The sequence below is a fragment of the Nitratireductor aquimarinus genome (genome assembly GCF_017255295.1).
In the GTDB taxonomy this organism is placed as follows: domain Bacteria; phylum Pseudomonadota; class Alphaproteobacteria; order Rhizobiales; family Rhizobiaceae; genus Nitratireductor; species Nitratireductor aquimarinus.
Genome location: NZ_JAFKDE010000002.1, coordinates 248957 through 270281, shown reverse-complemented (window position 1 = coordinate 270281; position 21325 = coordinate 248957). Strand labels below are relative to the sequence as shown.

The following is a 21325-nucleotide window of genomic DNA, read 5'->3' as shown; positions in this document are numbered from 1 at the left end:
GATTAGCGGGCCTCCAGAGAAAGAGCTTTGGAATAGTCAACACGACGCAGGCCATCCCGGCCACGCTTGACCGCGTCGGGGTGCTTCTTCTCCACTTCGGAAGCCATAAGGCCCAGACGAAGCGGCGCGCTCTTCGGCTCACCCTTGTATCGGTATGCATGCAGGTTCATGCCGGGTTCGACTTCACCCACCACCTGCTTGTCGGTCTTGGTGTCGTCATCCGAAAGGCCGATCATCTTGCCGCCAAGGCCAAGGAGGCCACCGAACAGACCGCCCATCATTGCGTTCTTCTGCTGCCATGCGCCAAGACGGTTCTGGTAGTCCTGCTGGATGATGCCCGCATTATCCGTGGTCGGAATCTGCGGCATCTGCCCGCCCGTGAACTGCGGCATGGAGACCTGCGCGCCGGACAGGAGCGCCGAAATCTCGTTGATCGGCTGGTTGCGCTCGGTAAGCGCCTCCTGCACTGCCTGCCCACGTCCGCTCAGAAGCAGCGAGTTATAGGCGTCATTCTTACCCTGATTGAAGTCGGACATGGCCGCGCTGAATGCATCGGTGCCTTCGCGGATGCCTCGATTGATGAGGTTGGTCCGCATGGCCTCTTCCTCACGCTGGAAACGCGGATCGAGACGCTTGGAGCCAAGCTCATAAAGCCGGCTTTCGACAGCCTCATTGCTGAGGTCAACCGGCTGGGCCATGTAGTCTTTGAGGAATCCAGACTGCTGCTCAGCAAGGCCAGCAAGGTTGCTCTCAGCCGCCTTTTCTCGGTCATAGATGGCCTGCTGTTCCGGGGAGAGATTGACCGTCTCGGTAAAGCGCGGAACGGTGTAGGTCTTACCGGTGTACGGATCGGTGAAAGACGTTTCACCTGACTGCGACCAGGTAGTGGTGCCATCCGGCCCAACGCGGTCAACATTCCCCAGCCACGAATTGGCAATGGCGGTCGCTACGCTGGTGCCGGTCTGTGCTGCGGAGGTTTCGCGCGGATCAGGAGGCGGAGGCGCTGACTTCTTGCCCATTAGCGGTTTTCCTTGTGAAAGCGGTTGGCCCGCCAGTCATCATCGGTGAGCGTGTAAAGGATCTCGCCTTCATCACGGCCACGTAGACGGGGAATGAAATGCGACTTGAACCCGTAGGACTTCAGAAGGCGGGGAAGCCCCCTGCCGTTCCACATGACGTTGCGCTCTGAAACGCGCATTGCCACAAGCTGATTGCCCATGCCGTTGAACGGATAATCGAACATGCTCCAGAGAACGGGGCGCGTGAGCCACTTGGGCGTGATGGCGCTGCCGCTTATCTCGATAACGCCTGCATCCGGGTCCCAATTGTGGTAGAGCATCACGGCAACGATCTGGTCGTCTTGGATGACGCCCATCGTTGTGAATGGCGGGTTCAGGCGGCTGACACCCTCGATATGGGCCGCGCACCAGCTTCCAAGAGCCTCGTTAAGTTCCGGCTCTCGGCTGCTACCCCAGACAATGTTCGTCATACCGTGAAGTCGCCGATTTTGAACGTCAGATCGGTGCGGACAACTTCCACATCCAGAGGCGTGATTTCTCCGCTTGTGATCTGGACGGCAGGGGCCAGAGCGTGACCGCCACCCGTCACGGTGCGCCAGTTTTGATAGACGCTTGCTTTCTGCGCCGTGCCCCATGTGGAGCTACCCCAGACGGCAGAGCCCCAAACGCTTTCGTCACTGACGGGTGTTGCGTCCGGATTTGGAGGTAGATTGACCTCGTAATCCTCTTGGATGGAAAGACGCTCCCGCACGGGATAGCGCGCCTTGATAACCGCGCGGCACATACCGGTTGCCTTGTAGCCCGCTGCGCCCAGATCGGTGAACATCGGGACATAGACGCCCGTGAAGGGAAGCCCCTCGTCCTGACCCGTAACCATAGCCTCGACAACGCGGCCATCGGTGGAGCCGAAGAACAAGCGCCCCTTGAAGACTTCCAAGCACGTGGCATTCCAGCCGGTGAACTTGCCCCATGCACCAGTTCTGGTGTTGGCAACGAACCATTCCGGGGCCGTTCCATCGACCGTAGGAAGCGCAACGGCCATCATCTGCTTGTCAGGCCAGACCTTGCTAACCCATGGCGAACCGCTGCGAAGCTCAACCGTCTCATTCCATGCCGTTTCAATCGGTGCAGAGACGGCGGATGGAGAAAGCGCCGCATAATCGCGCTGGATGGCCTGAGACAGCGGAACCTTGCCAATGTCGGTCGAGATGACGATATCGCCACCTGCGCGGATGAATGCATGCTTGCCTAGCGGCTTGCCAATTCGATAGACACCGACAAGAGACCAGTCTGTTGCACTCCCCGGATCAGCGCCCTGATAGACTGCGACCTCGCCTTCTGTGCTGACGAAAATGCACTGCTCGGACAAGCCGCCCTGCGCACCGTCTCCAAGAGACCATGAAGAGCCGAACAGAAGCTTGCCGCCCAGATTGAAGACACCGCCAAGCGGGAACTTGCTCGCTGCACCGCCGATGCTGTCAACCGGCAGATACCAGGCATTGAGGCTGTTCTTCTCCACAAAGAAAAGGCGGCTTTTGTAAACCCACACATAGTTCAGGTCTTCCGGCACCGCGCCCGTGATGGCAGGGGCAGTATCCCATGTCGTGCCATCGTAGACGAAGGGCGTGTCTTCACCATTCACACCGCGCAGGAAGACCCCACCAGAGGTGGCAAACTGGACCACCACCCAATCGCCGCCCGTCTGCCCAGAAAGGACATCGAGCCCGAACGTGCTGAGTTCGCCAAAGTTATCGCCGGTGTCCGTTACCAGCGTATCGCCGGTCTCGGTCGCAAGCAGATAGTTGAAGGCGCTCGTGATGGTCGTAATGTTGTAGACGGCATCTTCGGTCGCGCCAAAGAGTTCTTCCTGATTGCCATTGCGATAGGAGAACAGCGCAGTAACCGGCAGGTCGCCATCCCCAAGCGTAGCATATCGGGCCGAGCCCCGGCGCAGAATGGCGCTCGTAGCCGTTGGAAAGAAGTTCTCCAGAACCTCTGCGCCACCTGGCTCAGGAGCAGCAAGGCTCCCGCTTGCCACCCAGCCACGAATTGGGCCGGGAATGCTGACGGGCCGGTTTTCAGGTTCCTTCCGGGCGGTCTGGCGAACCTCGCCGCGAGCAGGCCGGACCCTCACGGTAGCCTCATGCCATCATCAAAGCTTGCATAGTCCGCAAGCGCGGCTTCAAACTCGGCAACGTAGTCCTGATAATCGAGGCCAAGATGACGCTTCATGCGCCACAGAGCGCCCTTTGTGACAAGGTTTTCGGGGAAGAGCGGGCTATCGGTGTCCGCCTGCCAGTTGGCAGTTCCGTTGTCGCACCAATTGCGGGTCTGCCAGACGATCACAGCCTGTTCACCAGAGGGCAGGAAGGGATAGAACGAGATACGCTCGCCAATCAGCCGGAAATAGCGTGGTGCGCCTTCCACGGGCGAAAGAGAGGCCCATTCGTCAGGCGAGACGCCACCACGTACCGGCGCACCGTTGTAGGTGACGGCAAGACCGCGTGTCAGGCGGGAGAAATCGGAGTTGATCAGAAGATCGTCATTCGCGCCCGTGCCGGTAACGCCGGTACGCATGCGAAGCTCGCCCCAATCCACACGGCGCGCAATCTCGTCTGCCGCTTCCTTGGCAAACTGCTGAATCTTGATCGTGTCAGGATCGTCGCTCGAAACCACAGCGGACGGAACCTGAAGGCTGCAATTGATCGCGACAGCCCGCGCAATATCGGAAAGGCTCAAGGCGTATTCCCCTGCACGAAAACAGTTGCATTGGCCCAGCGAGCGCGGTCATCATCGACCTTGAGCGCATCCATGGCCTGTTCGAGAAGTGCGCCGGTCGTCATGGCAAGCTCTGCATCACGCAGATGCTTTGCGGCTTCGACACCGACCGCGTAGAGGTAAACGTCGGGTGCGTCCTCGAGCAGCCAGTTGGAGGCGCTGGAGGAGCTTGTGAGCGTCGGGAGGGCTGTGAAGTACCTACAATCCCTGTCGCCGGAATAGCCATCGATCAGGACGCTTGAACCGTTGATGGCATAGCGGGAGTTCTGGGCGCGGCTGGAAACCGTTCGCGCAATGTCCGTTGCCCGCATGGGATGGCCGCTGTGATCGAACACATGCAGCATTTCCAGAAAGCCGGTCGGGAGAGGCGCAACCCCATCGGTGAAGGTGAGCGTGGCGTCGGTGATCTGCTGGCGGCAACGCAGCTTCTGATTCAGCTTGGTCTCTGCCATCTGAACAAGGCGCGGCATCACATCGGAGATGGAGCGGTTGCCGACTAGATCGGTGACAGCAAAGCGCAGATCGAGATAGTCAGCAAAGACAGCCATTACACCGTGCCCTCTTTTGTGCGGAATTTGCTGAAATCGCTGTCGTTGAGCAGCTTGGAGATAAACTTGTCGTCGTGCTGGTTCTGCGCTTCGACAAGCCCGCTGGAATAGGCCATGTTGAGCGGCACGGATGCGACCTTGTGCCAATCGCCTTTCCAGCCAGAGGGAGCGCTGTTGCGTTCCTCTTCGTTCTGGCGGATCAGACCTTCCACGGGGTAATCCACCCTCATGTGCGTGGTCTGGCCGTCATAGTAGGACCACACGGAGCGGCCCGACCAATGGTCAAAGTCCACCAGTGTCCAATCACCGTCCCGTATGGTCATGTTCAGCCCTTCTTGATGCGGGCCAGTGCGCCGGACTCGATGCCTTCGAGAGCGGCTTCAACCGGAAGCGTAACGGTCGTGCCTTCGCGATGACGCACGCCGTCCTTATCCCAAAAGTCGCGCTTGATTTCGCACTCGATATCCTGCGCTTTCTTGTTCTGCTCGGTCATGGAATTCTCCAAAGAAAAAGGGGCCAGCGATTGCCAGCCCCTTGGGTTGCAGGAATGTCAGATGCGGTTAGGTCGCGGCATCCACGCCGAAGATATCGGCAACGACGCCGAGGCCCTTCTCGTTCTTCACGCGCAGAGTGCCTTCACCGATAAGAACGCCCTTCTTGGCGTCACCGGTACGGGCAACCTTCTTGTCCTCGTGGATCTTGCGGAGCCAGTCGAAGGACAGCATGTCCGTATCGAGCAGGAAGGCATTGCGGGCCGTCGCTGCCGTGGACATGACGCGGTTCGGATGCACCAGAACCTTGCCGAACGGGCCTTCGTAAACGTCCGCGTTGGAGATGATCGTTTTGCGACCATTCGCGCTTGCGGCGTAACGGAACTCGGCCACGTTGGCATCGCTCATGAAGGACACGAACACGCTCTTGACGTAGGGTGAGACAACGAGATGACGGACATTGCCGCCGCTCTTGTATGCCTGCTCCATCACGTCATCGAGCAGAGCCTTGGTGAAGGCGCGCTGGGTGCCGTTGGTCGCGGCCACGGTCAGGCCGGTGCCGGAGTTGTAACCACCGTTGGTACCGGTCGCACCACGGCTGACGTTGGTCTTCAGCCAGGAGGGGAGCGAGCCGAACTGACGGGTAGCGCCAGCGACGGAAGCGGTATTCGACACGATGGCGAATTCCACGTCCTTCTTGATCTCGACGCCTTTCTTCAGCTTCTGATACTTGAACTTCTCAGCGCGGCCAGCGTTGTCCACGGCCTCCTGAGTTTCAGACAGAATGAAGGTCTTGCGCATGATCTGGGTGTAGTTGCCCATGCGCTCAGGCGGCGTGATCGCGTCGAAATCGTACTCGTCACCCTCGGCCTGCGCGTTTGCAGCCGGCGCAGCAAGGTCATCCGTCTCCCATTCGGGATGCACGGAATCGCACTTGCCCTTGGGAATGAGCGAGTAGATCGGGGTATCCTCCGGCGTGATGCGGTTGACCACATCGGAGAGTTCTTCACGGTTGCCTACGGCGTCCGTGGTCTGGAAAGTGTTGGCAAGGGCTGCCATGATTGTTCACCTCGTGAGCTAATCGAAATCGATCCTCATTGCGTCGTGCAATGAGCCGGTTTGCGACAGCCTCTTCATCGCGTCCCTGTTGCGCTTGACCTGCGTTGCCGATTTGGCTTGACGCTTGGTCGGTGCGACTTTCGGTGCCTTCGCGACCTTCTGAGTGGCCTTTGTCTTGGCTTGCTCAGCCTCCATGCCAAGGCGGGCGTAATACGCCAGCTTGAACATGCGGTGGTCTGTGACGCCCATGATGTCGTCATCGGAGTATCCGAGTTCCTTTGCGGCGCTTGCGGCACTGTCAAAGAACTTCTTGCGGCCTTCGGGGGTAGCTGTCTGTGGGAAGGCTTCCGCGAGCTTGGCATTTTCGGCCTGTAGGGCCTGCTGATGCTGCTCCTGCGTAAGCGTGCTTGCCACGTCCTTGGCTTCGTTGGCCTTCTCGATGAGCTGCGTGACCTGTGCCATTGCAGATTCGTGCATGGCCTTTTCCCGAACGTAACGGCTCGGATCGGTCGTCGCCAAAGTGGCGTCAGGCATGTCGGGGATCTGGTTGCCCAGAGCTTCCGCGATTGCGTCAATCGAGCGAGTGACGCGGGCTGACAGTTCTTCAAGACCCCGGCGCTGTTCACCAAGGTCCATCGTTTTGTGGCGGTAGTCCTTTTCCCGCATGTAACCGAGCTTGAGTTCCTTCAAAGGAACCTGCTCGCCGCCTTGCAGGGTGACGGTTACGTCATCGTCAACTTCGGGCTGGTCGGTGTCTTCCGCCTCGCCTTCGGTCTCTTCCGATGCTTCGTCGTCATCAGGATTTTCGGACTCTTGGCCGTCCTCTTCAGGAGCATCAGCCTCATCCGGCTCACTATCGCCATCGGTCCCTTCGTCGCCCTCGGCTTCGGGGTTGGCCTCTTCATCAGGCTCCCAATAGTCAAGGTTTTCCGGGTTATCGATGCTGTCGGAGGGGTGAAGTTCATCGCTCCCGGCTTCCACCAGGTTGGCGCTCTCTTCGATTGTCATGGGTAGTTCCCTGTTTGCTGCGCTGCCCTATGCAGGCGCTTTTCGCGCTGGCTTGGGTTGGCCCTCGTTGGCGACGGCTTCCAATCTGCTCAGCACGTTTCTCACGGCACGGGCTTCCGCTGCATGCGCTTGGCGGGCCTCGTGGTCGTCGTATTTTGCGTAGAGACAGGCGTTAACTGCCGCCTCTTCAAACTCTGCGAATATCTCTCTCATGAGAGGAATGGACAGGATGGCCTGTGCGGCCTCGGAGCGCTCAGACATCGGCCTGCTCCTGCGCCTCTGCCTTCTCGTTGCGCTCGAAAGCCCTACCGATGCTTGCGGCCTGCGCCTTCTGGATGTCGGCCTGATACTTCATCGTAGCGCGGGCGTCTTCGCGGTCCATCTTCTCACGCTCAAGCATAAGCTTCTGCTCTTCTTTCCAGCGCTCGAAGGCAAGGCGCTCGGCCTCCTTCTGCTGGTTGATGAGCATTTCCTGACGGCGCGCCTCGGTCTCTTTCTCAAGCTCAGCCAGCTTCACCTGAAGGTCGGCGTCCATCTGCGCCTTTTCCTTGGCGGCATCGGCCTGCATCTTCTTGTCAGTGAGCGCCATTTCAACCTGAGCCTTCATCTGCTCAAGCTGCATCTGGCCCTGCACCTTCTGCTCTTCCGGCGAGGGCTGGTTCTGACGCGCCTGAATGAGCGCCTGGATCTCCTGCGGGTCAGGCTTGGTGAAATACATATCCACCGAGCGAAGCCCCGCCGCCTCTGCCTGCTTGGCGATGGAGTTGTACAGGTTGTCAGGCTTCACATAAGGGTTGCTCTCGGCCCCGAAGGCCGCAAGAAGCTTCTCCTGAAGGCCCATGATCTGGCCCATCACCATCATGTCGCGCTCACGGGTGCCAGCACCAAGGCCGGTGTTTACCGTGGCGTCCATGCCCGCATTCCATGTGCGCGGGTCATACTCGGCCCAGTCATTGCGCAGGCGGATAGAGCGGGGCTTGTCCTGATGCTGGATGACCAGCTTTAGCAGGCCCTTGAACATGCGCTTGAGATCGTGCGCAATGGTGCGAACCATCATTTCAGTCTGGCCGATGCCCGCCTGCTCGATCATGGCAGAGGCTTTGGCCGTCATGTTCTGTAGCGCATCAGGAGCCATACCGCTGGATGCATCGGAAATGCCCGTGCGATCCGTCATCTCTTCATCGAGATAGGAGAGCATGGCGAAGGAATCCTTGGCGACAAAGGGGACAGCGTTCGTTCCAAGCGCACCACGCACATCAATGCCCTGCTTGACCCTGATCGGAAGGCCAAACTGCGGGCTCAGGACCGATTCAGGGTTCGTTACCGCGCCTTCCTGCACAATCGGCTGAAGATTGTTCTGCCAATACAGGTTGTCCATCGTCTGGCGCAGGAGAACGGTCTTGATCTTCTGGATCTCGGCCACATCATCCGTGATCGAATTGCCTTCCCACTGGTGCGGGCGGCGCTCACAGACCACATCGCCGTAATATATGTCGTCCCACTCTTCGTTCTCAAGCAGGTACTTTTCGTTGATGTCACCTGCGAAGACCACACGGCGCAACTCGGCAATGCCGTCATTGTCGTAGTCCACACGCACCAGAAGCTCGTAGTACTCGACCTCCTGCATGGCCGGGTCGTCTGCATCCTGATCCAGATCGTAAACGTCACGGCGGCGCGTGCTTTCCTCGAACTCCTCTTCCGTGGAATTGGAACCTGCTGCCGGAATGTCGGCAATCACGTCACGGTCATAGCCCATTGCCACCAGGTCAGAGCGGCGCAGGCGGCAATTCTCGCCAATGACGGGGCTTTCATCGAGATCCACCGCGTCGGGATGGATCAGGAAGTTCTCCAGAGGGATGGCTTTGACACGCGGTCGGCCCGAAGTCGTGAGACGCTTGATCTTCACGTCATGAACGACAGTGACGATCTTGCCTTCTTCCGTATCGACAAACTCTTCGCGCTCGGAATGCTCCAGCACGTCAACATTGTCATCTGCCACCAGCTTGGCGAGGGACATTTCATCAAGGCCGGTGTGGTGGGAAACCGAAACCTCGGTCTTCTTGTCGTACCACCATTTCAGAATGCCATTGCGCAGCCGCATGGCGTCAAGCACGGCATCCTCAACAGCATCACGCCCATCACTCTCAGGGAACACGATGTAATTGATGTAATCCGTTGCCTGCTCTGCTGCTTCCTCATCCCCCGGCCCGACCGGCTCATACTCAACAACCTTGTCGTTGTTCAGAATGGTGCGGATGACCGAAGGTAGGACCTTCTTGATGGCCGAACGAACATCACGAGAAACCACCTTGGAGCGGCCTTCGTCCGTCGGAAGATCGCTCATGGTGCCGTCATAGTATTCCATGGCGCGGACACGATCAGACGCACGCTCATCGCGGTACGCCTCGCACTCTTTGACGAGGTTCGCGATCAGGGAGCAGAACTGCCCTTCGTCCATGGTCTTGTCAGCCATTAAGCTACCTTCCGGGGGGAGAAGTCCCAGCCCTTATTGTTCGGCTTCACGCAGGCAAAGCGGAGCATCATCAAGGCGTAGCGCGATGCTGAAATCACATCGTCACGCTCTTTCACGATCTTCCCGTCCTTGCGGTGATACAGGCGGCGCTCTTCAAGCCATGCGTGGCAGTTGGAGAAGACTTTCCACCGGCCCGTTTGCATTCGTTGCAGCATGTCCGAGATGCCAGCTTCCACGCCGTTCGTCCCATCATCGAACGTGGCGCGCTCAGGAAGCATGTTGAGCCCCTGATCGCCGTATTGCTTGGCAAGCTGGTCGCCGCTGCCCTTGTCGTGCTGCAATCCATCGTGAGGCCATGACCATGGGAGCCAGTCACCCCACGGCTTCAATGCTGCCGCGTGAATGATCGGTGTGGCCTGTCGCTCTCGATAGTCTGCGGTGATGTAAACCGTGTCGTTGTCACGATCCCATGCCATCCGAACCGCGCCGAATGGGTGATCGTAACCAAAGTCCATGCCGCCGATCTGCGGCCAGATCTTCGGGATGTCGAAAGGCTCAACAATGATGTTCTCTTCCACCACCGGGAAGATCAGACCACTGCCAAGCGTCGGAATGCCCTTGGTGCGCGCTTCACGCTCATGGGCCGGATAGCCGTCAATGATCTGCTTGCGCTCTTCCGGGGTGAAGTGTTCCGCGTCCTCAATGGTCATCGTGACCTTGGCGCGGTCGTCACTCTCCTCCAGGAAAAAGCGAGCCACAACGCTCGACATGCCTTTGAGGGGGGTGAACGTCACCATGACGCTGCCCTTCGTGGCGTTCGTGCGCGTTATGCCCTCGAAGTAAACGTCTTCTGGCGGCTCTTCATCGAACCAGACGAAATCAACTGTGTTGGCCTGCCACTTGGAGCGGCCCTGATCGTAGCTCTTGAGATAGAGCGTAGACTGCCCGCCCGACACGTGCCGAACCGTGACCGTATCCAGCGCATTGGAAACACCCATCTTGCGGGTGCGGCCTGAAATCGTATCCTGCGGGATGAAGCCGGTGCCCCATTCCTCTTCACGATCAGGAGGCCCGACCAACAGGCGCTGCACACCATCACGGGTAAGCTCGGATGATTCAGAGCCAGCGATAGCCACGATAGGCTTGTCGAAGCGCCTGCCCTGCCACCAATCCGGATAGCGGCCCGTGAGATGCATTGCGGTCTCTGCCGCGCCAGCCAGCGTCTTGCCTAGCTGGTTGCCCGCCACGAACAGACGTTCGCGCTTGACGGTGTGGTGAAACTCTTTCTGCTTGTCGTAGGGCTTGTAGTGCTTGAGGCGGTTAGTGCGCTGTCGGCGCGCTAGCTCCGCCGTCAACAGCATCCTCTCCTGAAGCGTCGAGGAAAGGTCTGATGGTGGCGTCGAGGGCGCGGATGCGCTCAATGATCTGCTCATCCGACAAGCCTTCCGTCTGATTGACATTCACATTCATGTCTTTCGGCAGGATGGATGCGATGACCTTCAGATACTGATCTGGCTTTTCTGCACGGACCTTCTGGATTGCCTCCACGCCATGCTCGTTGAAATCGTCGTGCATCGCCTCTAGAAATGCTTCGCCCAGCTTGGAGCGCGCACCCTTCGGCCTGCCCTTTGGGTTGCCCGACTGACCGGGCTTGAAAAGGTGATCCTGTTTCTTTGCTGTATCTTCAGTCATGACAGCTATCAGGGGTTTCCTGTTTCAGTGTGGTCTTGCTGAGAGGGTGGTTATGCTGATGGCCTGACGCAAACACCAATGACTTCCTCATCAAGCCCGCGACCAAATGCGATGTTCTCTGCATGATCCCAAGACGTTGCGATGATGTTGCCGCTGTAGGTTCTGCCATTGGCCTTGAATTGAGTGCAGAAGACGACGCCACGAGCAGCGAGGAATGCGCGCTCCTTGGGGCCGAAGTTCTCCAGATCATCGAATAGAATGCCATCTGCTACCGGGCGCTTTGGATGTATGCGTATCCCGGTGGATGGCATGGTGGGCTCCTGAGAGGAGTTTTGTGCAATTTTTGCATTAAAATCTAAGGTTGCACTGAATTGAGATGCCGCCAGCAAGTTAGGGTACCAGCCAAGTCTGCTGACGGCTCAGGACGGGCGCGGATCGATCCCGCCTGCGTCCTGTTTAGGTGCCCACCATCTGCAATCAAACCCAGTTGGATATTGCAGCTAGCGAGAAACATACAAATTATTTTGATTTTCTGGCATTTCTCCTATTGACCATCATACAAGTAGCTTGTATATATAGGTCATCAACACAGGAGAGAGACATGACCAAGTACACCAAGCGCCAGTACAACAAAGATATCGCAGCGAATGAGGCAGCTATCGCCACGGTTCAGGCGCAGCTTGCCGACATGAACGATCGCGCTGAGGCTGGCGAGCAGATCACGAAAGAACTTTCCAACGCTTGGAATGCCCTGCACGACCGCGAATGGGAGCTTGAATGCGAGCGTCGTGACATCGAGCGCCGCTGGACGCAGCGCAACTGGACCGGTGCGGACTATGCGTCACACGAACTGATTGCAGCCAACATTGACTGAGAAGGGGCGGCAGAAGCCGCCTCACTCATTTGATCGGGATTTGACCCGCCATGCTTCTAAAGAAGAATTTCGAGCCCACCGACTTCGCTGATGCTGATTGCCGCGTTACACAATGGATGCCTTTCGACGGGTATAGAGGCGTTAATGGCTACCGAATATGGGTATGCAAATGCGGTGCTGGGTATTGGTTCCAGCGCCATGAATGGTCGAGAACGGGGCGGAACAGCACAGAGATGGGTCAATGGCTATTTGTTGGATACCACCCGCGCAAACAATTTGATGGGCATTTGATTGATGCGCCAATACTGGAGGATTTATGACCCCTGAACTATTCACCGAATGGCTGGCCGCGATGAAAGCGGCTGGCCTTGCCCGTTCCGACGCCGAGTGTGCCCGGCTGCTTGGCATCTCCGCTAATTCCGTTGTGACGATGAAGCGCAATGGATGTGACCGGAGAACCGCGTTAGCCTGTCGTGCGCTTCTTCACCGTATGGAGCCATATGGCTCTTGAAGGATGCCCACCATCTGCACCCGCTTGGCTTAGGGAGCTTCTGTGTTGTTCGAGGAGTGGTGGGCTAGCTGTGAAAGAAAAACCCGCCCAGAGGCGCATCGTTGAGAGGCGGGGCGGGTGTTGTTTAGTGCGCGACCGAAGAATGGCAGTCCTTCGAGCCTCTGTTTATGTGCCGGTCGTGCGCTCACAATCGCAAGCACGACTAGCGAATAGGCTTGGCGTGGTGCCTATCGGCGCAAAGCGCCTTATCCCATTTCATCCCATAATCGCCGGATGAAGTCAAGCCCTTCTGATGTAAAAAACATCAACACTCATGCGGCGCGCTTTAACCTTGATGCTCTATCCACCGCATTGAGAGCCAAGCGCAGGTCTCCGATCATGCTGCTTGCTGCCTTGTTCTCGAACACAATGGCCTCTACAGCCATGAAGCCGAAAGGCCCGCTCTTGAGAATGGCCCCGCGAATGCCGCTCTTGCGGTCCTCGCCAACCCACCGGTTGATGGCGCTCTTGTCGCGCTTAGCCTTCTCGCTGTTGAACGGATCGGAGCCATCAAACCCACCAGGTGAGCCGAAGTCACTGGATGAGCGCGGATTGCGTGAGGCGATTGCCACGCGGTAATCAATATATGCCTCGTGGATCTTCCGCGCCGTCTCCAAATCGCTGGCTGTGAACATCATGGGGTTTGGCTCGTCCGGGCCATGCTTCTTGATGAACTTATCGTGCGCCACCTTCCATGCATGAATGACAGAGCCATGCTCCGGCTTGCGGGCTTCCTCAATCGACATGCTCTGATCGGTGTGCCAGTATCCGGGGACGGTGATATTGCCCTTATCGTCCCTTTCGGGCTCAACCCATTTTTGCCGGCGCTTCCATGTCGCCGCCTCCAGCGTCAAGCGCTCCTCCAACGCCTTTGAATCAGCAGAACGTGAGATACGCCCGCTCTCGGTACGCAATACCCCCTCCTTGCGTGGCCTCCCTGCCCTGCGCTTTGCCGCCTTGGAGCGCGCTTTGATCTTCATGCTGTCCTCGTGTGTTGCCGCTAGGTTTCGGAAAGTGCCGCGTCGATCATCACCTGCCATGCATGGCGAAGTGCTTCCTTGCTTGGCTTTCCGCATTCAAAGGCTGCTTCTGAAAAGGCGAGAGAGCCCGCCTCTATCATCGCTTGACTTGGCTCTCGAATGGCCTCTAGGCCCGCGCGGGCCATGTATCCATAGCAGCGACCATTCCTTTCGTGCTCTGCCAATATCGCTTCCGCCATGCGCTCTACCGGTGTGACTGCTCCTCGGCCTGAAGATCGGAGTTTCATGGCTCCGGCGCTCATGTCGAGGCTCCTACTGCTAGCGTGTCCAGTCCGACACGGAGAATGTTCTTCGCTGCGTTCACGTCGCGGTCGTGGACCGCTCCGCACTCACTGCATTCCCATCCTCTTATTCCAAGACCTGCGATACCCTTCGGCCTCGAAGGCGGCAGAGAGCCGCACTCCGAACAGGTCTGGGTTGTCAGTCGCTCCGAAACCTCAATGGTGCCACCGCCATGCATGATTGCCTTGTACGAGAGCATTCGTTTGAAGTCCGACCAGCCAGCATCGAGCACGCTCTTTGCCATCCTGGTCTGAGCTAATTTCGACGGACTGACATCGCCGATGACGATGAGCCCGTATTCTTTCGCCAAAGCCGTGCTGGCCTTGTGCAGGAAATCCTTGCGACGGTTAGCAATTTTACGATGAATGGCGCGGGAGCGTTTCGACTTCCCCGCTCGCTGCGCCGTCGCCAACATCTCCTCGCTACTGCGAAATAGGCGCGGCATCTCGATCTTTTTGCCGTTGCTGAGCGTGGCCAAGTCCTTCAATCCGAGATCAACGCCGACATGCGTAGATTCCGCGCGGTTAGCGCACTCAACTTCGATAGTCAGATTGATGTACCAGCGCCCCTTACTGTCTGCATTGAAGCTGCTGGCACCGATCTTCATGCCTGCTTTCAGACGCGGGTTGAGGTGCATAGGATGATAACAATGGCCCCGAAACTTCAGCGCATCTCCGTCAAACGACACATGACCGGTGTTGAACGGTACCCATCCAAGAGACCTACGACCGCGCCAGCGGATGGACGCACGCTTGGCCTTATCTCTGGATCTGGAGAACTGCTGGCAAACATTCTTGATGGTGTGTGCGTGTAGGTCCAACTCCTTAGAAGAGCCTGCGGTAAGGCGGCCTAAATCGAACCCGGAAAGCCAACGGCGATCTCTTCGCCACGCATTCCCGCTAGTCTCATTGCAATAATTCCAGACGAAATTCACCGCACGCGCTTGGCGATTAAGTTCGGCGGAGTGCTTGTCGCGCAAGCGAAGTTTGATGGTGAGTCTCTGCATGGCCCGCCCGCTATCAACGCTGTAGACGATGGAGTTTGCGCTCGCTGGTTTCTTGCTCATGCTGCCTCCTTTCGGGAAAGGGCATCCCTGCCAACCACTGGATCGCCCATAAGCATGCCCGTGAGGTCGCGATACTGGCCCGATGCCCTAAGCGGCTCTCTTGCGCGCCGTGCTGCGATCTGCTGCCTCACGCGCTTCTGTTGACGGTCGTACTTCCGCACCTGCTCCATCACGTACTTGATCGAGCGGTTGTACTGCTCTGAGATTTCCTCTGCGGTCGCACCCGCGTAATACGCCTTCGCAATCTGGTTGCTTTCCATTGCTTCTTTGCTGCAAGCCATGTTCAAGCTCTCTTTTCGCTTCGTGATAATCTGCTTCGCGTTGTTCCCAGTCTCCCCAGTCGGCTATCGCCAGCCGCCATAGATCGCGGGTCCAATTGACCATCGGTCAGGTCTTCACGCCGTACTGTTCTGCAAGGCTGTCCCATGTGCGCCGTCCATGCATGCAGTCAGATAAAGCCTGCATCTTTTCCTTGGAGACGATGGGAGCGCTGTCTGTGGCTGTCTGTGGCGTAGGAAGCGCCCTGCCCCGGTTGCTCTTGAGGTGGATGATCTTCTGCCGCTCCTTCACCTGCTGGGTGAACATGGCGGTGGAAGGCGCAAAGCGTCCGTCATGGCCCTTCACCTCGCCCTTGCGATAGCGCAGGCATGCAGCCTCGACCGCTTCCGGCGAGAACTCATCGACACACTCAAGGAAGCTCGTGATAAGCATCTCAGGATCAATGCCACTCTGTGCTGGGAAGCTGTTGAGCATGATCGTAATTGCCATCAATGAGCGTTTCTTGCCTTCCGTGTTCACTTTCGCGCTCCAGTCTTTGAAGGATGGATCGGGCCGCTGTTAGAGAGGTCTGGGGGCGCTGTGCCTCTGGGTATTCGTCTTCCCAATGCGCGCCGTTCAGGAATGTGTGCGGGTGCTTCTTGTGCTTCCACGGATTGGCCGCTAGATGGGCGTCGTAGGCGGGGATGGAGGCGCAGATGTCATCTACAATATCCTCCAGCCCCTCGCGTTCCCACAGCTTGAGGCAAGCCTTCTTGCCGACCTTGTAGCCGTACTCGCTCCAGAAGCGGGTGAAGCCTTCCGGCTCCGGTGTTCTGAGCTTCTTCACTGCTGCATCTCCTCTTTCCGGTCGCGCTCTGCTGCCTGCTTCAGCCATCCGAGGATTTGCTGATGCGCTGCTAAGCGGCGATCCTGCTGTGAAAACCATGCTTCTGGGCGATCACCCTTCTTGCGATGAAGGGCCGCGAAATCCTTGATCGCCGCTATCTCGCCTGCGAAAATCTCGCATAGCTCTTGCTTGGTGAAGCGGGTCATGCTGCCATCGCCTCTTCTGCTGGCTGCACGATCACAACGCATTCAGCGTCAAGACCGGCGTCCCATTGCATCGTTAGGCGCTCCAGAAGGTTGTCGTTCTTGATCACCCCGTAGTGCTGGAGCGCGTCCAAAATCGCCTTGCTTCGATTGTCCAGATCCTGCCGCTTGTTCGGGCGTTTCAAGGCTATGGAGCAGGAGAACGGCACGCTAATTGGATGCTCATTCCTGCCGCGAATGAAGTGGCCGCAATCCTCTCGCCATTTGCGATACTCGCCCGATAGACGGCGCGACTTGCCCCACCCGGTGTATAAGTCCCAGGCACTAGGCGGGTATGGGAGAGATAGGCGGATCATGAAGGCCTCCGCGAAATCCATTCCGTTTCATCCGGCCCAACGATACTGTAGGAGTGCTGGCAAAGCCGGCGCATAAGGCTGGACGCCAAGTCGCGGGCTACCGCCGCAAGATCATCTTTGTTGGTAGGGAAGCGCGGATAGTTGATAAGGCCAACCCGCACGCCTTCTTCTTCGCCGCCAGTGTAAATGTATGTGACCGGCTCGACCGTAACGCAGAGGCCCTCCGCGAAACAGAACTCACGACACACCTGCTTAGCCTGCTGGATATCGCCCGCGATGAAGATTTCATACTTGATCGTTGGTGCTATAGTCATGCTGCGTCATCCATCTCTGCCAACGCACAAAGGAAGTCGCATGCGGGGACAATTGGCTTCGTCATTGGCCAATCATTCGGTATTTCATCGATGAACATGCGCTCATCGTTGATACGCGTAAGCCGCGCCCCGATCTCTCGCGCATATGCGGCGGTTCTCTCAAAGTTCTCCGGGAAGTGATGACGATATAGAGCCCAATAGTTCGGGCTGGTCGCCTTCACGCATCCTGTCTGAAGACAGTTCGCATTGGGGAAACCCATCGCGTAGGATCGTGGCAACTCCAGCCCCGCACGCTCCACCATTGCCAGGCTGGCGGCTTTAGTAATTCCTTGCTCGATCAGCGGTGCACGAACTTTCAGTTCAGGGTAATTCGATTTCAGCCTGTCGAACCGGTCGCAATCTTCTTTATCCGCCGTGTATCCGAATACATGCAGGTCGGTGGGCTTCTGAAAGGCTAACCGAGGCGCAATCTTCATCTCCGATGTGCAAGGTGCGCCATTAATGCCAGACATATAACGGCGCTTCTGCCAAACGTCCCAAACGCTCGCATATTCGTCAGATTGAAGGAGCGTGACCGATGCGTCCAGCCAACGCATAACGTCAGCTTCAAAGCGGTAGTTGTCTGGGTCTTCATTGTTTGTTTCGCAGCGCACGATCAAAGCTTCCGGTTCTTCACGCAGCATAAGGCGACACATGATCGCGCTGGCGGCTCCAGTACTCCACCAAATGAGTGTGCGTTTATCCTCCATCACACCGCTCCCAGCATCCATGCAGCGAGGTACAGAGCACCAAGAGCAATGGCTGCCACAAGAACAACGCCTAATAGGGTTTCTGTAGTGGTGGGGTGGGGACGGGAGAAAGGGCTCATCTCACCGCCCCAATTTGTCCATGGCGCGGTGAAGGTCTCTCTGGAAAAGAAGCGTCAGGAACCCGAAGGCGATGACGTAAGACAAGTCAGCTTCGAAGATGGCAGCACAGACCATTCCGATGATACTTCCAATACGCCCGACGAGACTCATATATGCCAATGTCATCACTCATTCTCCTCAGCTTCCGGGGCGCGGGCTTCCAAGCCCTCCGGATAAATCTCATCGGCCCAATCAAGCCGCTTGATCGCGACCTTCTGAAAGCGTTTCGCTAGCCGATAGCGGACCGTTTCTGGCAAGACGGCCCTCAAGAGCCGCCAAACGCTCGATGATCTCTTTGCGCTCACGTTTCATTTCCTCAATCCGTGCTTCTTTCAGGGCGTCCAGTTCGGCCCCATCGACGCGCCGAGCAGTCCCCCGGTGCAGGGTCTCACAGCGCCGAATTGTGAAGGGCCGCTCGATGCGGTTCTCCACCCTCGGCTTGAGAAACCGGTATGCTTCGTAGAGAAGCGCATCCACCTTCCCGTAGCGGGACTTGGGGAACGCCTCCCTGAACAAACTCTGTGCGTATGCAACGTCACTCATTTCCTTGCCTCGTTTCGGCAAACGCTTGCAGGTTTTCGGCAACACCTTGTCGCTCCTTCGCGGTAGGTTCCTGATTGTTGGAACTCAGCGATGGAAGGAACGGACTTTTGGAAACCTACGCGGAAGCAGCTCAGCGACTTTTGGCGAAGATTGAAGAGCGCTCGCGTGAAAAGGCTTCGGGCGGCCTTTATAGGCCCGGCAAATTCTTGAATGCGCACCGCCGCGCGCATGGGGAAGCTGGTAGTGTCCTCGAATCCAGCTTCCCCCTCAGGTCGCCGCTGGTATTGAAGGCGGATAATGACAACTGCCGGCTGCATGTTATCCCCTCCTGATCTCGCGGATGATCAGACCGGCGACCGAGTATTGTATTGACCCGATGATCAACACCGCCGACCAGATATCCCCCATAGGAGCGATCAAGAGAGCGCCAACAAGGAAGGCTCCAGAAGCCGACGACAAAATCTTTGGCAAGCTCATAACCAGAACCCTTCGCGCTTCGTCTTCCAGGGGCTGTAGAATTGGGTTGCCGGGGAGGCGAACGGAGGAGGAAAAACCTCCCCGGCATACGCGGCTTGGGAGGATGGGCCGCGATTGGAATTAGCTGCCGTGCCTTTATCGCGCCCATGCACGGCTATGGGGTGAGAGCGGGCTAGGAAATGGCATGAGATACCCGCTGGCGATTGGGTGAACTGCATTCTCATCACAGCGACCCCATACCCAGCGCCACAACAGCGCAGGTGGAAAGGATGAGAAGGAAAGAGAGGAATAAGGCGGTGTCGATGGAATTGGTCATGTCACTCGCCTCCTGTGGCTTTGGAGAGAGCGGCGTTGGCCTGTTTCAAAGCTTCCCACGCCTTATCGGGATCAACCTCGAAGCCTGCCCGTGCCGTGAGAACACAATCCTTCATAGCCTCCAGCGCTTCCAGCATCTCCGCTGCAATATCGCCCCGAACATATTCGGTAGCGTTCGGCTTGGTCTGGAACTCGATCCACCCACCAATGAGTTGGCGAATGCCGGTTGGAATGACCGTGGAAGCACCGTGAACTGTCGCGTAGATTCGGATAGGATCATCGATCTTGCTCATGGCTATGCCGTCTCCTTGGAGGGGGCTTTGGAAGCGCGCTCGGCGCTATCCAGCCAGCCGATCACGGCGTCGTATGTCTTGATCGTGAAGTTCCTGCCCCGCGAAACCTCCGCGAGAAACTTGCTGTCTTTCACCGCCTGCTCGGAGATGAACGAAAGGCTCTTCCCGTGCTTCTGGGCGTACGCATTGGCGCGCTTCAAAAGCTCTTGGCGGATCGTTTCGGCTGTGGGTGTCTTCTTCATCATGCGACCATCTAGCGGGACGCATCCCGCTTTGTCAAGGGACGCATCCCGCTTTCGTGTTTTTTTCTGCTGTGGGATATAGTCCCGCATGACCCAGAAGATGATCGAGCGAATCCACGAGCGCCTGAAAGAGCTCGGAATGTCTGCCGCTGCGGCCTCTAAAGCTGCGGGGCTAAGTCAGGATTATATTCGAGACCTAAAGCGGAAAGAGGTCCAGCCGGGAGCCGAGAGCCTCGCCAAGCTGGCTAAGGCATTAAAAGTTTCGCCCGATTTTTTACTGACTGGTAAGACAGGGTCGCCCACGGTCGAGGTGGTGGGGCTACCTGTAGTGGGGGTCATTGAGGCGGGGCAGTTTCGTGACATCACTCTCGTAAGCCAGGATGAAGACTACCCAACGGTGAACGTGGTGAAGGATGAACGTAACTTCCCCCATGCTCGCCAGTATGCATTGCGCGTGTCTGGTGACTCCATGGACAAGTATTTCCCTAACGGGAGCTTTGTGATCTGCGCAGAGTTCGGAGATACCGGCCTAGGCTTGAAGCCGGGACTAGTCCTCCACGTCGAGCGCAGCGTGGCCGGGACGCATCTCGTTGAAACAACTCTCAAAGAGGTGGAAGTCGAGAACGGCACACGGTATCTAGCACCGCGTAGCTCAAACCCGCGCCATAAGCGGATTGAGGTTAACGGCGATGACGACATGATCGAATACCAAGTTCGAGGCGTCGTCATCGGCAGCTACAACCCTTGGTCTTTCTCGTAGCCGAGGCGATTGCGTCTAAAAATTAGACGACAATAGATATATGGTCTTTTTTCTATATTCTTCCTTAGAACATATAAGGACCGTATATCTTAATGGTCTAAAATTTAGACGCAATGCGCTGACGCCTCCCCTTCGGCGGGTTCTTCATCTCCTTCGGAGAATAGGGCTTCGTGCGCTTGCGCTGCCACTTCCCTTCCCCGTCAAAAGGCATCGAGTAGTGGTTAGCCTCCGCATGGAAGCGCTCAACCTCAAGAAAGCCTGCGCCCTCTAATTCGTCCAGCGCCTTAGACACAGTGCTGCGGCTCATGTGCGCATTATCCACCAGCCACTGATATTTCGGATGAACGCTCTCGCGGTCTTCTGGCTGTAGGAACGTGCCGAAAAGCAAGCCGACGCGGACGGCTGCGGCGCTGATCTCGCCACACCGCGCCAACTGATACAGCCAGTCAACGCGATTCTCATTCCACTGCTTGGTGTAGGGGTCGATGATTTTCATGCACCCCATATACGGGATATGTCCCGACATTGCCAGAAAATAATCGGGATGCATCCCTTGACTGCGGGATACTTCCCGTGCCATTGTCTTTTCATCAACACGAGATGAGGACACCGAAATGAGCGCAGTCGTTCAGAAATTCCCACAGCAGACAGACGATTTCAAAATCGAGAAGAACGTACCGTTCAACGGTCGCATCAGCTCCCGAAAAGGGACGTCAAAATATCCCTTCCAAGAGATGGAAGTCGGAGACAGCTTTTCCTTCGGGGCGGATAACAACGACGTCCATAAAATCAGGATGGCCGCTTCGAGATTTGGGCTTACCAACGGGATGACCTTCTCCACTTCTCGCCAGAAAGACGGCACCTACCGCTGCTGGCGCACCGCCTGATCATCCACCCGGATAAGAGGCGCGAATGCCTCTCATCCTCAT

General features: G+C 57.3%; 33 protein-coding genes. 4 read left to right on the top strand and 29 right to left on the bottom strand.

The features are described 5' to 3' along the window. Nucleotides 1-2 precede the first annotated feature (2 nt). The 14 genes from JYP46_RS01525 to JYP46_RS01460 all read right to left on the bottom strand — a co-directional run bounded on the left by JYP46_RS01525 (nt 3) and on the right by JYP46_RS01460 (nt 11457). Complete coding sequence (locus tag JYP46_RS01525) at nt 3-1019, bottom strand: hypothetical protein (RefSeq protein ID WP_206547052.1); 1017 nt, start codon at nt 1017-1019, stop codon at nt 3-5. After that, nucleotides 1019-1489: a tudor domain-containing protein gene (locus JYP46_RS01520; protein WP_206547051.1), complete on the bottom strand. Its 471-nt coding sequence runs from the start codon at nt 1487-1489 to the stop codon at nt 1019-1021. Before JYP46_RS01520 ends, JYP46_RS01525 begins: the two co-directional genes overlap by 1 nt. Then, a complete protein-coding gene (locus JYP46_RS01515; protein ID WP_206547050.1) occupies nt 1486-3153 on the bottom strand; it encodes a hypothetical protein in 1668 nt (555 codons plus the stop codon). The genes JYP46_RS01520 and JYP46_RS01515 overlap by 4 nt, the downstream gene beginning before the upstream one ends. Further along, on the bottom strand, nt 3150-3758 hold the full coding sequence (locus JYP46_RS01510; RefSeq protein WP_206547049.1) for a phage adaptor protein: 609 nt from the start codon (nt 3756-3758) through the stop codon (nt 3150-3152). Before JYP46_RS01510 ends, JYP46_RS01515 begins: the two co-directional genes overlap by 4 nt. Then, the gene (locus tag JYP46_RS01505; RefSeq protein ID WP_206547048.1) at nt 3755-4345 is read right to left on the bottom strand and encodes a phage adaptor protein; all 591 of its coding nucleotides are present in this window, start codon (nt 4343-4345) and stop codon (nt 3755-3757) included. Before JYP46_RS01505 ends, JYP46_RS01510 begins: the two co-directional genes overlap by 4 nt. Next, nucleotides 4345-4668, bottom strand: a complete 324-nt coding sequence (locus JYP46_RS01500; RefSeq protein WP_206547047.1) for a hypothetical protein — start codon at nt 4666-4668, stop codon at nt 4345-4347. Before JYP46_RS01500 ends, JYP46_RS01505 begins: the two co-directional genes overlap by 1 nt. Before the next feature lie 2 nt (nt 4669-4670). Continuing rightward, nucleotides 4671-4838, bottom strand: a complete 168-nt coding sequence (locus tag JYP46_RS01495; protein ID WP_206547046.1) for a hypothetical protein — start codon at nt 4836-4838, stop codon at nt 4671-4673. A 67-nt stretch (nt 4839-4905) separates the two neighbouring features. Then, entirely contained in the window at nt 4906-5895 is a 990-nt protein-coding gene (locus JYP46_RS01490) for a DUF5309 domain-containing protein (protein WP_206547045.1), read from the bottom strand. Between the two features lie 18 nt (nt 5896-5913). Continuing rightward, nucleotides 5914-6903, bottom strand: a complete 990-nt coding sequence (locus tag JYP46_RS01485) for a hypothetical protein (RefSeq protein ID WP_206547044.1) — start codon at nt 6901-6903, stop codon at nt 5914-5916. A gap of 27 nt (nt 6904-6930) precedes the next feature. Continuing rightward, nucleotides 6931-7164, bottom strand: coding sequence for a hypothetical protein (locus tag JYP46_RS01480; RefSeq protein WP_206547043.1), 234 nt, complete (start codon nt 7162-7164; stop codon nt 6931-6933). Further along, nucleotides 7157-9376, bottom strand: coding sequence for a cell envelope integrity TolA family protein (locus tag JYP46_RS01475; protein ID WP_206547042.1), 2220 nt, complete (start codon nt 9374-9376; stop codon nt 7157-7159). The genes JYP46_RS01480 and JYP46_RS01475 overlap by 8 nt, the downstream gene beginning before the upstream one ends. Next, complete coding sequence (locus JYP46_RS01470) at nt 9376-10797, bottom strand: terminase large subunit domain-containing protein (protein WP_206547041.1); 1422 nt, start codon at nt 10795-10797, stop codon at nt 9376-9378. Before JYP46_RS01470 ends, JYP46_RS01475 begins: the two co-directional genes overlap by 1 nt. Then, nucleotides 10697-11068, bottom strand: coding sequence for a DUF5681 domain-containing protein (locus tag JYP46_RS01465; RefSeq protein WP_206547040.1), 372 nt, complete (start codon nt 11066-11068; stop codon nt 10697-10699). The genes JYP46_RS01470 and JYP46_RS01465 overlap by 101 nt, the downstream gene beginning before the upstream one ends. Nucleotides 11069-11118: 50 nt before the next feature. Then, nucleotides 11119-11457, bottom strand: coding sequence for a hypothetical protein (locus JYP46_RS01460; protein ID WP_206547039.1), 339 nt, complete (start codon nt 11455-11457; stop codon nt 11119-11121). Between the two features lie 212 nt (nt 11458-11669). On the opposite strand from JYP46_RS01460, the gene JYP46_RS01455 reads away from it, so the two are divergent. Then, nucleotides 11670-11942 (top strand): hypothetical protein, encoded by a 273-nt coding sequence (locus tag JYP46_RS01455; protein WP_206547038.1) that lies wholly within the window; start codon nt 11670-11672, stop codon nt 11940-11942. Nucleotides 11943-12086: 144 nt separating this feature from the next. Next, nucleotides 12087-12233, top strand: coding sequence for a hypothetical protein (locus JYP46_RS01450; RefSeq protein ID WP_206547037.1), 147 nt, complete (start codon nt 12087-12089; stop codon nt 12231-12233). A 531-nt stretch (nt 12234-12764) separates the two neighbouring features. Here JYP46_RS01450 and JYP46_RS01445 read toward each other — a convergent pair. The 14 genes from JYP46_RS01445 to JYP46_RS01380 form a co-directional block, all read right to left on the bottom strand. Next, nucleotides 12765-13472, bottom strand: a complete 708-nt coding sequence (locus tag JYP46_RS01445) for a hypothetical protein (RefSeq protein ID WP_206547036.1) — start codon at nt 13470-13472, stop codon at nt 12765-12767. 20 nt (nt 13473-13492) lie between these two features. Next, the gene (locus tag JYP46_RS01440; RefSeq protein WP_206547035.1) at nt 13493-13774 is read right to left on the bottom strand and encodes a hypothetical protein; all 282 of its coding nucleotides are present in this window, start codon (nt 13772-13774) and stop codon (nt 13493-13495) included. Beyond that, entirely contained in the window at nt 13771-14880 is a 1110-nt protein-coding gene (locus JYP46_RS01435) for an RNA-guided endonuclease InsQ/TnpB family protein (RefSeq protein ID WP_206547034.1), read from the bottom strand. The genes JYP46_RS01440 and JYP46_RS01435 overlap by 4 nt, the downstream gene beginning before the upstream one ends. After that, nucleotides 14877-15161, bottom strand: a complete 285-nt coding sequence (locus JYP46_RS01430) for a hypothetical protein (RefSeq protein WP_206547033.1) — start codon at nt 15159-15161, stop codon at nt 14877-14879. Before JYP46_RS01430 ends, JYP46_RS01435 begins: the two co-directional genes overlap by 4 nt. A 106-nt stretch (nt 15162-15267) precedes the next feature. Then, nucleotides 15268-15591 (bottom strand): hypothetical protein, encoded by a 324-nt coding sequence (locus JYP46_RS01425; protein WP_206547032.1) that lies wholly within the window; start codon nt 15589-15591, stop codon nt 15268-15270. Nucleotides 15592-15598: 7 nt separating this feature from the next. Beyond that, nucleotides 15599-15985: a hypothetical protein gene (locus JYP46_RS01420; protein WP_206547031.1), complete on the bottom strand. Its 387-nt coding sequence runs from the start codon at nt 15983-15985 to the stop codon at nt 15599-15601. Continuing rightward, a complete protein-coding gene (locus tag JYP46_RS01415) occupies nt 15982-16191 on the bottom strand; it encodes a hypothetical protein (RefSeq protein WP_206547030.1) in 210 nt (69 codons plus the stop codon). The genes JYP46_RS01420 and JYP46_RS01415 overlap by 4 nt, the downstream gene beginning before the upstream one ends. Further along, entirely contained in the window at nt 16188-16565 is a 378-nt protein-coding gene (locus JYP46_RS01410) for a RusA family crossover junction endodeoxyribonuclease (protein ID WP_222473805.1), read from the bottom strand. The genes JYP46_RS01415 and JYP46_RS01410 overlap by 4 nt, the downstream gene beginning before the upstream one ends. Continuing rightward, the gene (locus tag JYP46_RS01405) at nt 16541-16858 is read right to left on the bottom strand and encodes a hypothetical protein (RefSeq protein ID WP_206547029.1); all 318 of its coding nucleotides are present in this window, start codon (nt 16856-16858) and stop codon (nt 16541-16543) included. Before JYP46_RS01405 ends, JYP46_RS01410 begins: the two co-directional genes overlap by 25 nt. Further along, complete coding sequence (locus JYP46_RS01400; RefSeq protein WP_206547028.1) at nt 16855-17607, bottom strand: hypothetical protein; 753 nt, start codon at nt 17605-17607, stop codon at nt 16855-16857. The genes JYP46_RS01405 and JYP46_RS01400 overlap by 4 nt, the downstream gene beginning before the upstream one ends. A 120-nt stretch (nt 17608-17727) precedes the next feature. Then, the gene (locus JYP46_RS01395; RefSeq protein WP_206547027.1) at nt 17728-17892 is read right to left on the bottom strand and encodes a hypothetical protein; all 165 of its coding nucleotides are present in this window, start codon (nt 17890-17892) and stop codon (nt 17728-17730) included. Between the two features lie 66 nt (nt 17893-17958). Next, nucleotides 17959-18309: a hypothetical protein gene (locus JYP46_RS01390; protein ID WP_244974822.1), complete on the bottom strand. Its 351-nt coding sequence runs from the start codon at nt 18307-18309 to the stop codon at nt 17959-17961. Nucleotides 18310-19103: 794 nt separating this feature from the next. After that, nucleotides 19104-19394: a hypothetical protein gene (locus JYP46_RS01385; RefSeq protein WP_206547025.1), complete on the bottom strand. Its 291-nt coding sequence runs from the start codon at nt 19392-19394 to the stop codon at nt 19104-19106. A gap of 2 nt (nt 19395-19396) precedes the next feature. Beyond that, the gene (locus JYP46_RS01380) at nt 19397-19639 is read right to left on the bottom strand and encodes a hypothetical protein (protein WP_206547024.1); all 243 of its coding nucleotides are present in this window, start codon (nt 19637-19639) and stop codon (nt 19397-19399) included. A gap of 85 nt (nt 19640-19724) precedes the next feature. Between JYP46_RS01380 and JYP46_RS01375 the strand changes: the two genes are divergently transcribed. Continuing rightward, a complete protein-coding gene (locus tag JYP46_RS01375) occupies nt 19725-20396 on the top strand; it encodes a LexA family protein (RefSeq protein ID WP_206547023.1) in 672 nt (223 codons plus the stop codon). Between the two features lie 97 nt (nt 20397-20493). On the opposite strand, the gene JYP46_RS01370 is transcribed toward JYP46_RS01375, so the two are convergent. Next, complete coding sequence (locus JYP46_RS01370; RefSeq protein ID WP_206547022.1) at nt 20494-20976, bottom strand: MarR family transcriptional regulator; 483 nt, start codon at nt 20974-20976, stop codon at nt 20494-20496. A 34-nt stretch (nt 20977-21010) separates the two neighbouring features. Between JYP46_RS01370 and JYP46_RS01365 the strand changes: the two genes are divergently transcribed. Continuing rightward, entirely contained in the window at nt 21011-21283 is a 273-nt protein-coding gene (locus JYP46_RS01365) for a DUF7303 family protein (RefSeq protein ID WP_206547021.1), read from the top strand. The last annotated feature ends 42 nt before the right edge of the window (nt 21284-21325 follow it).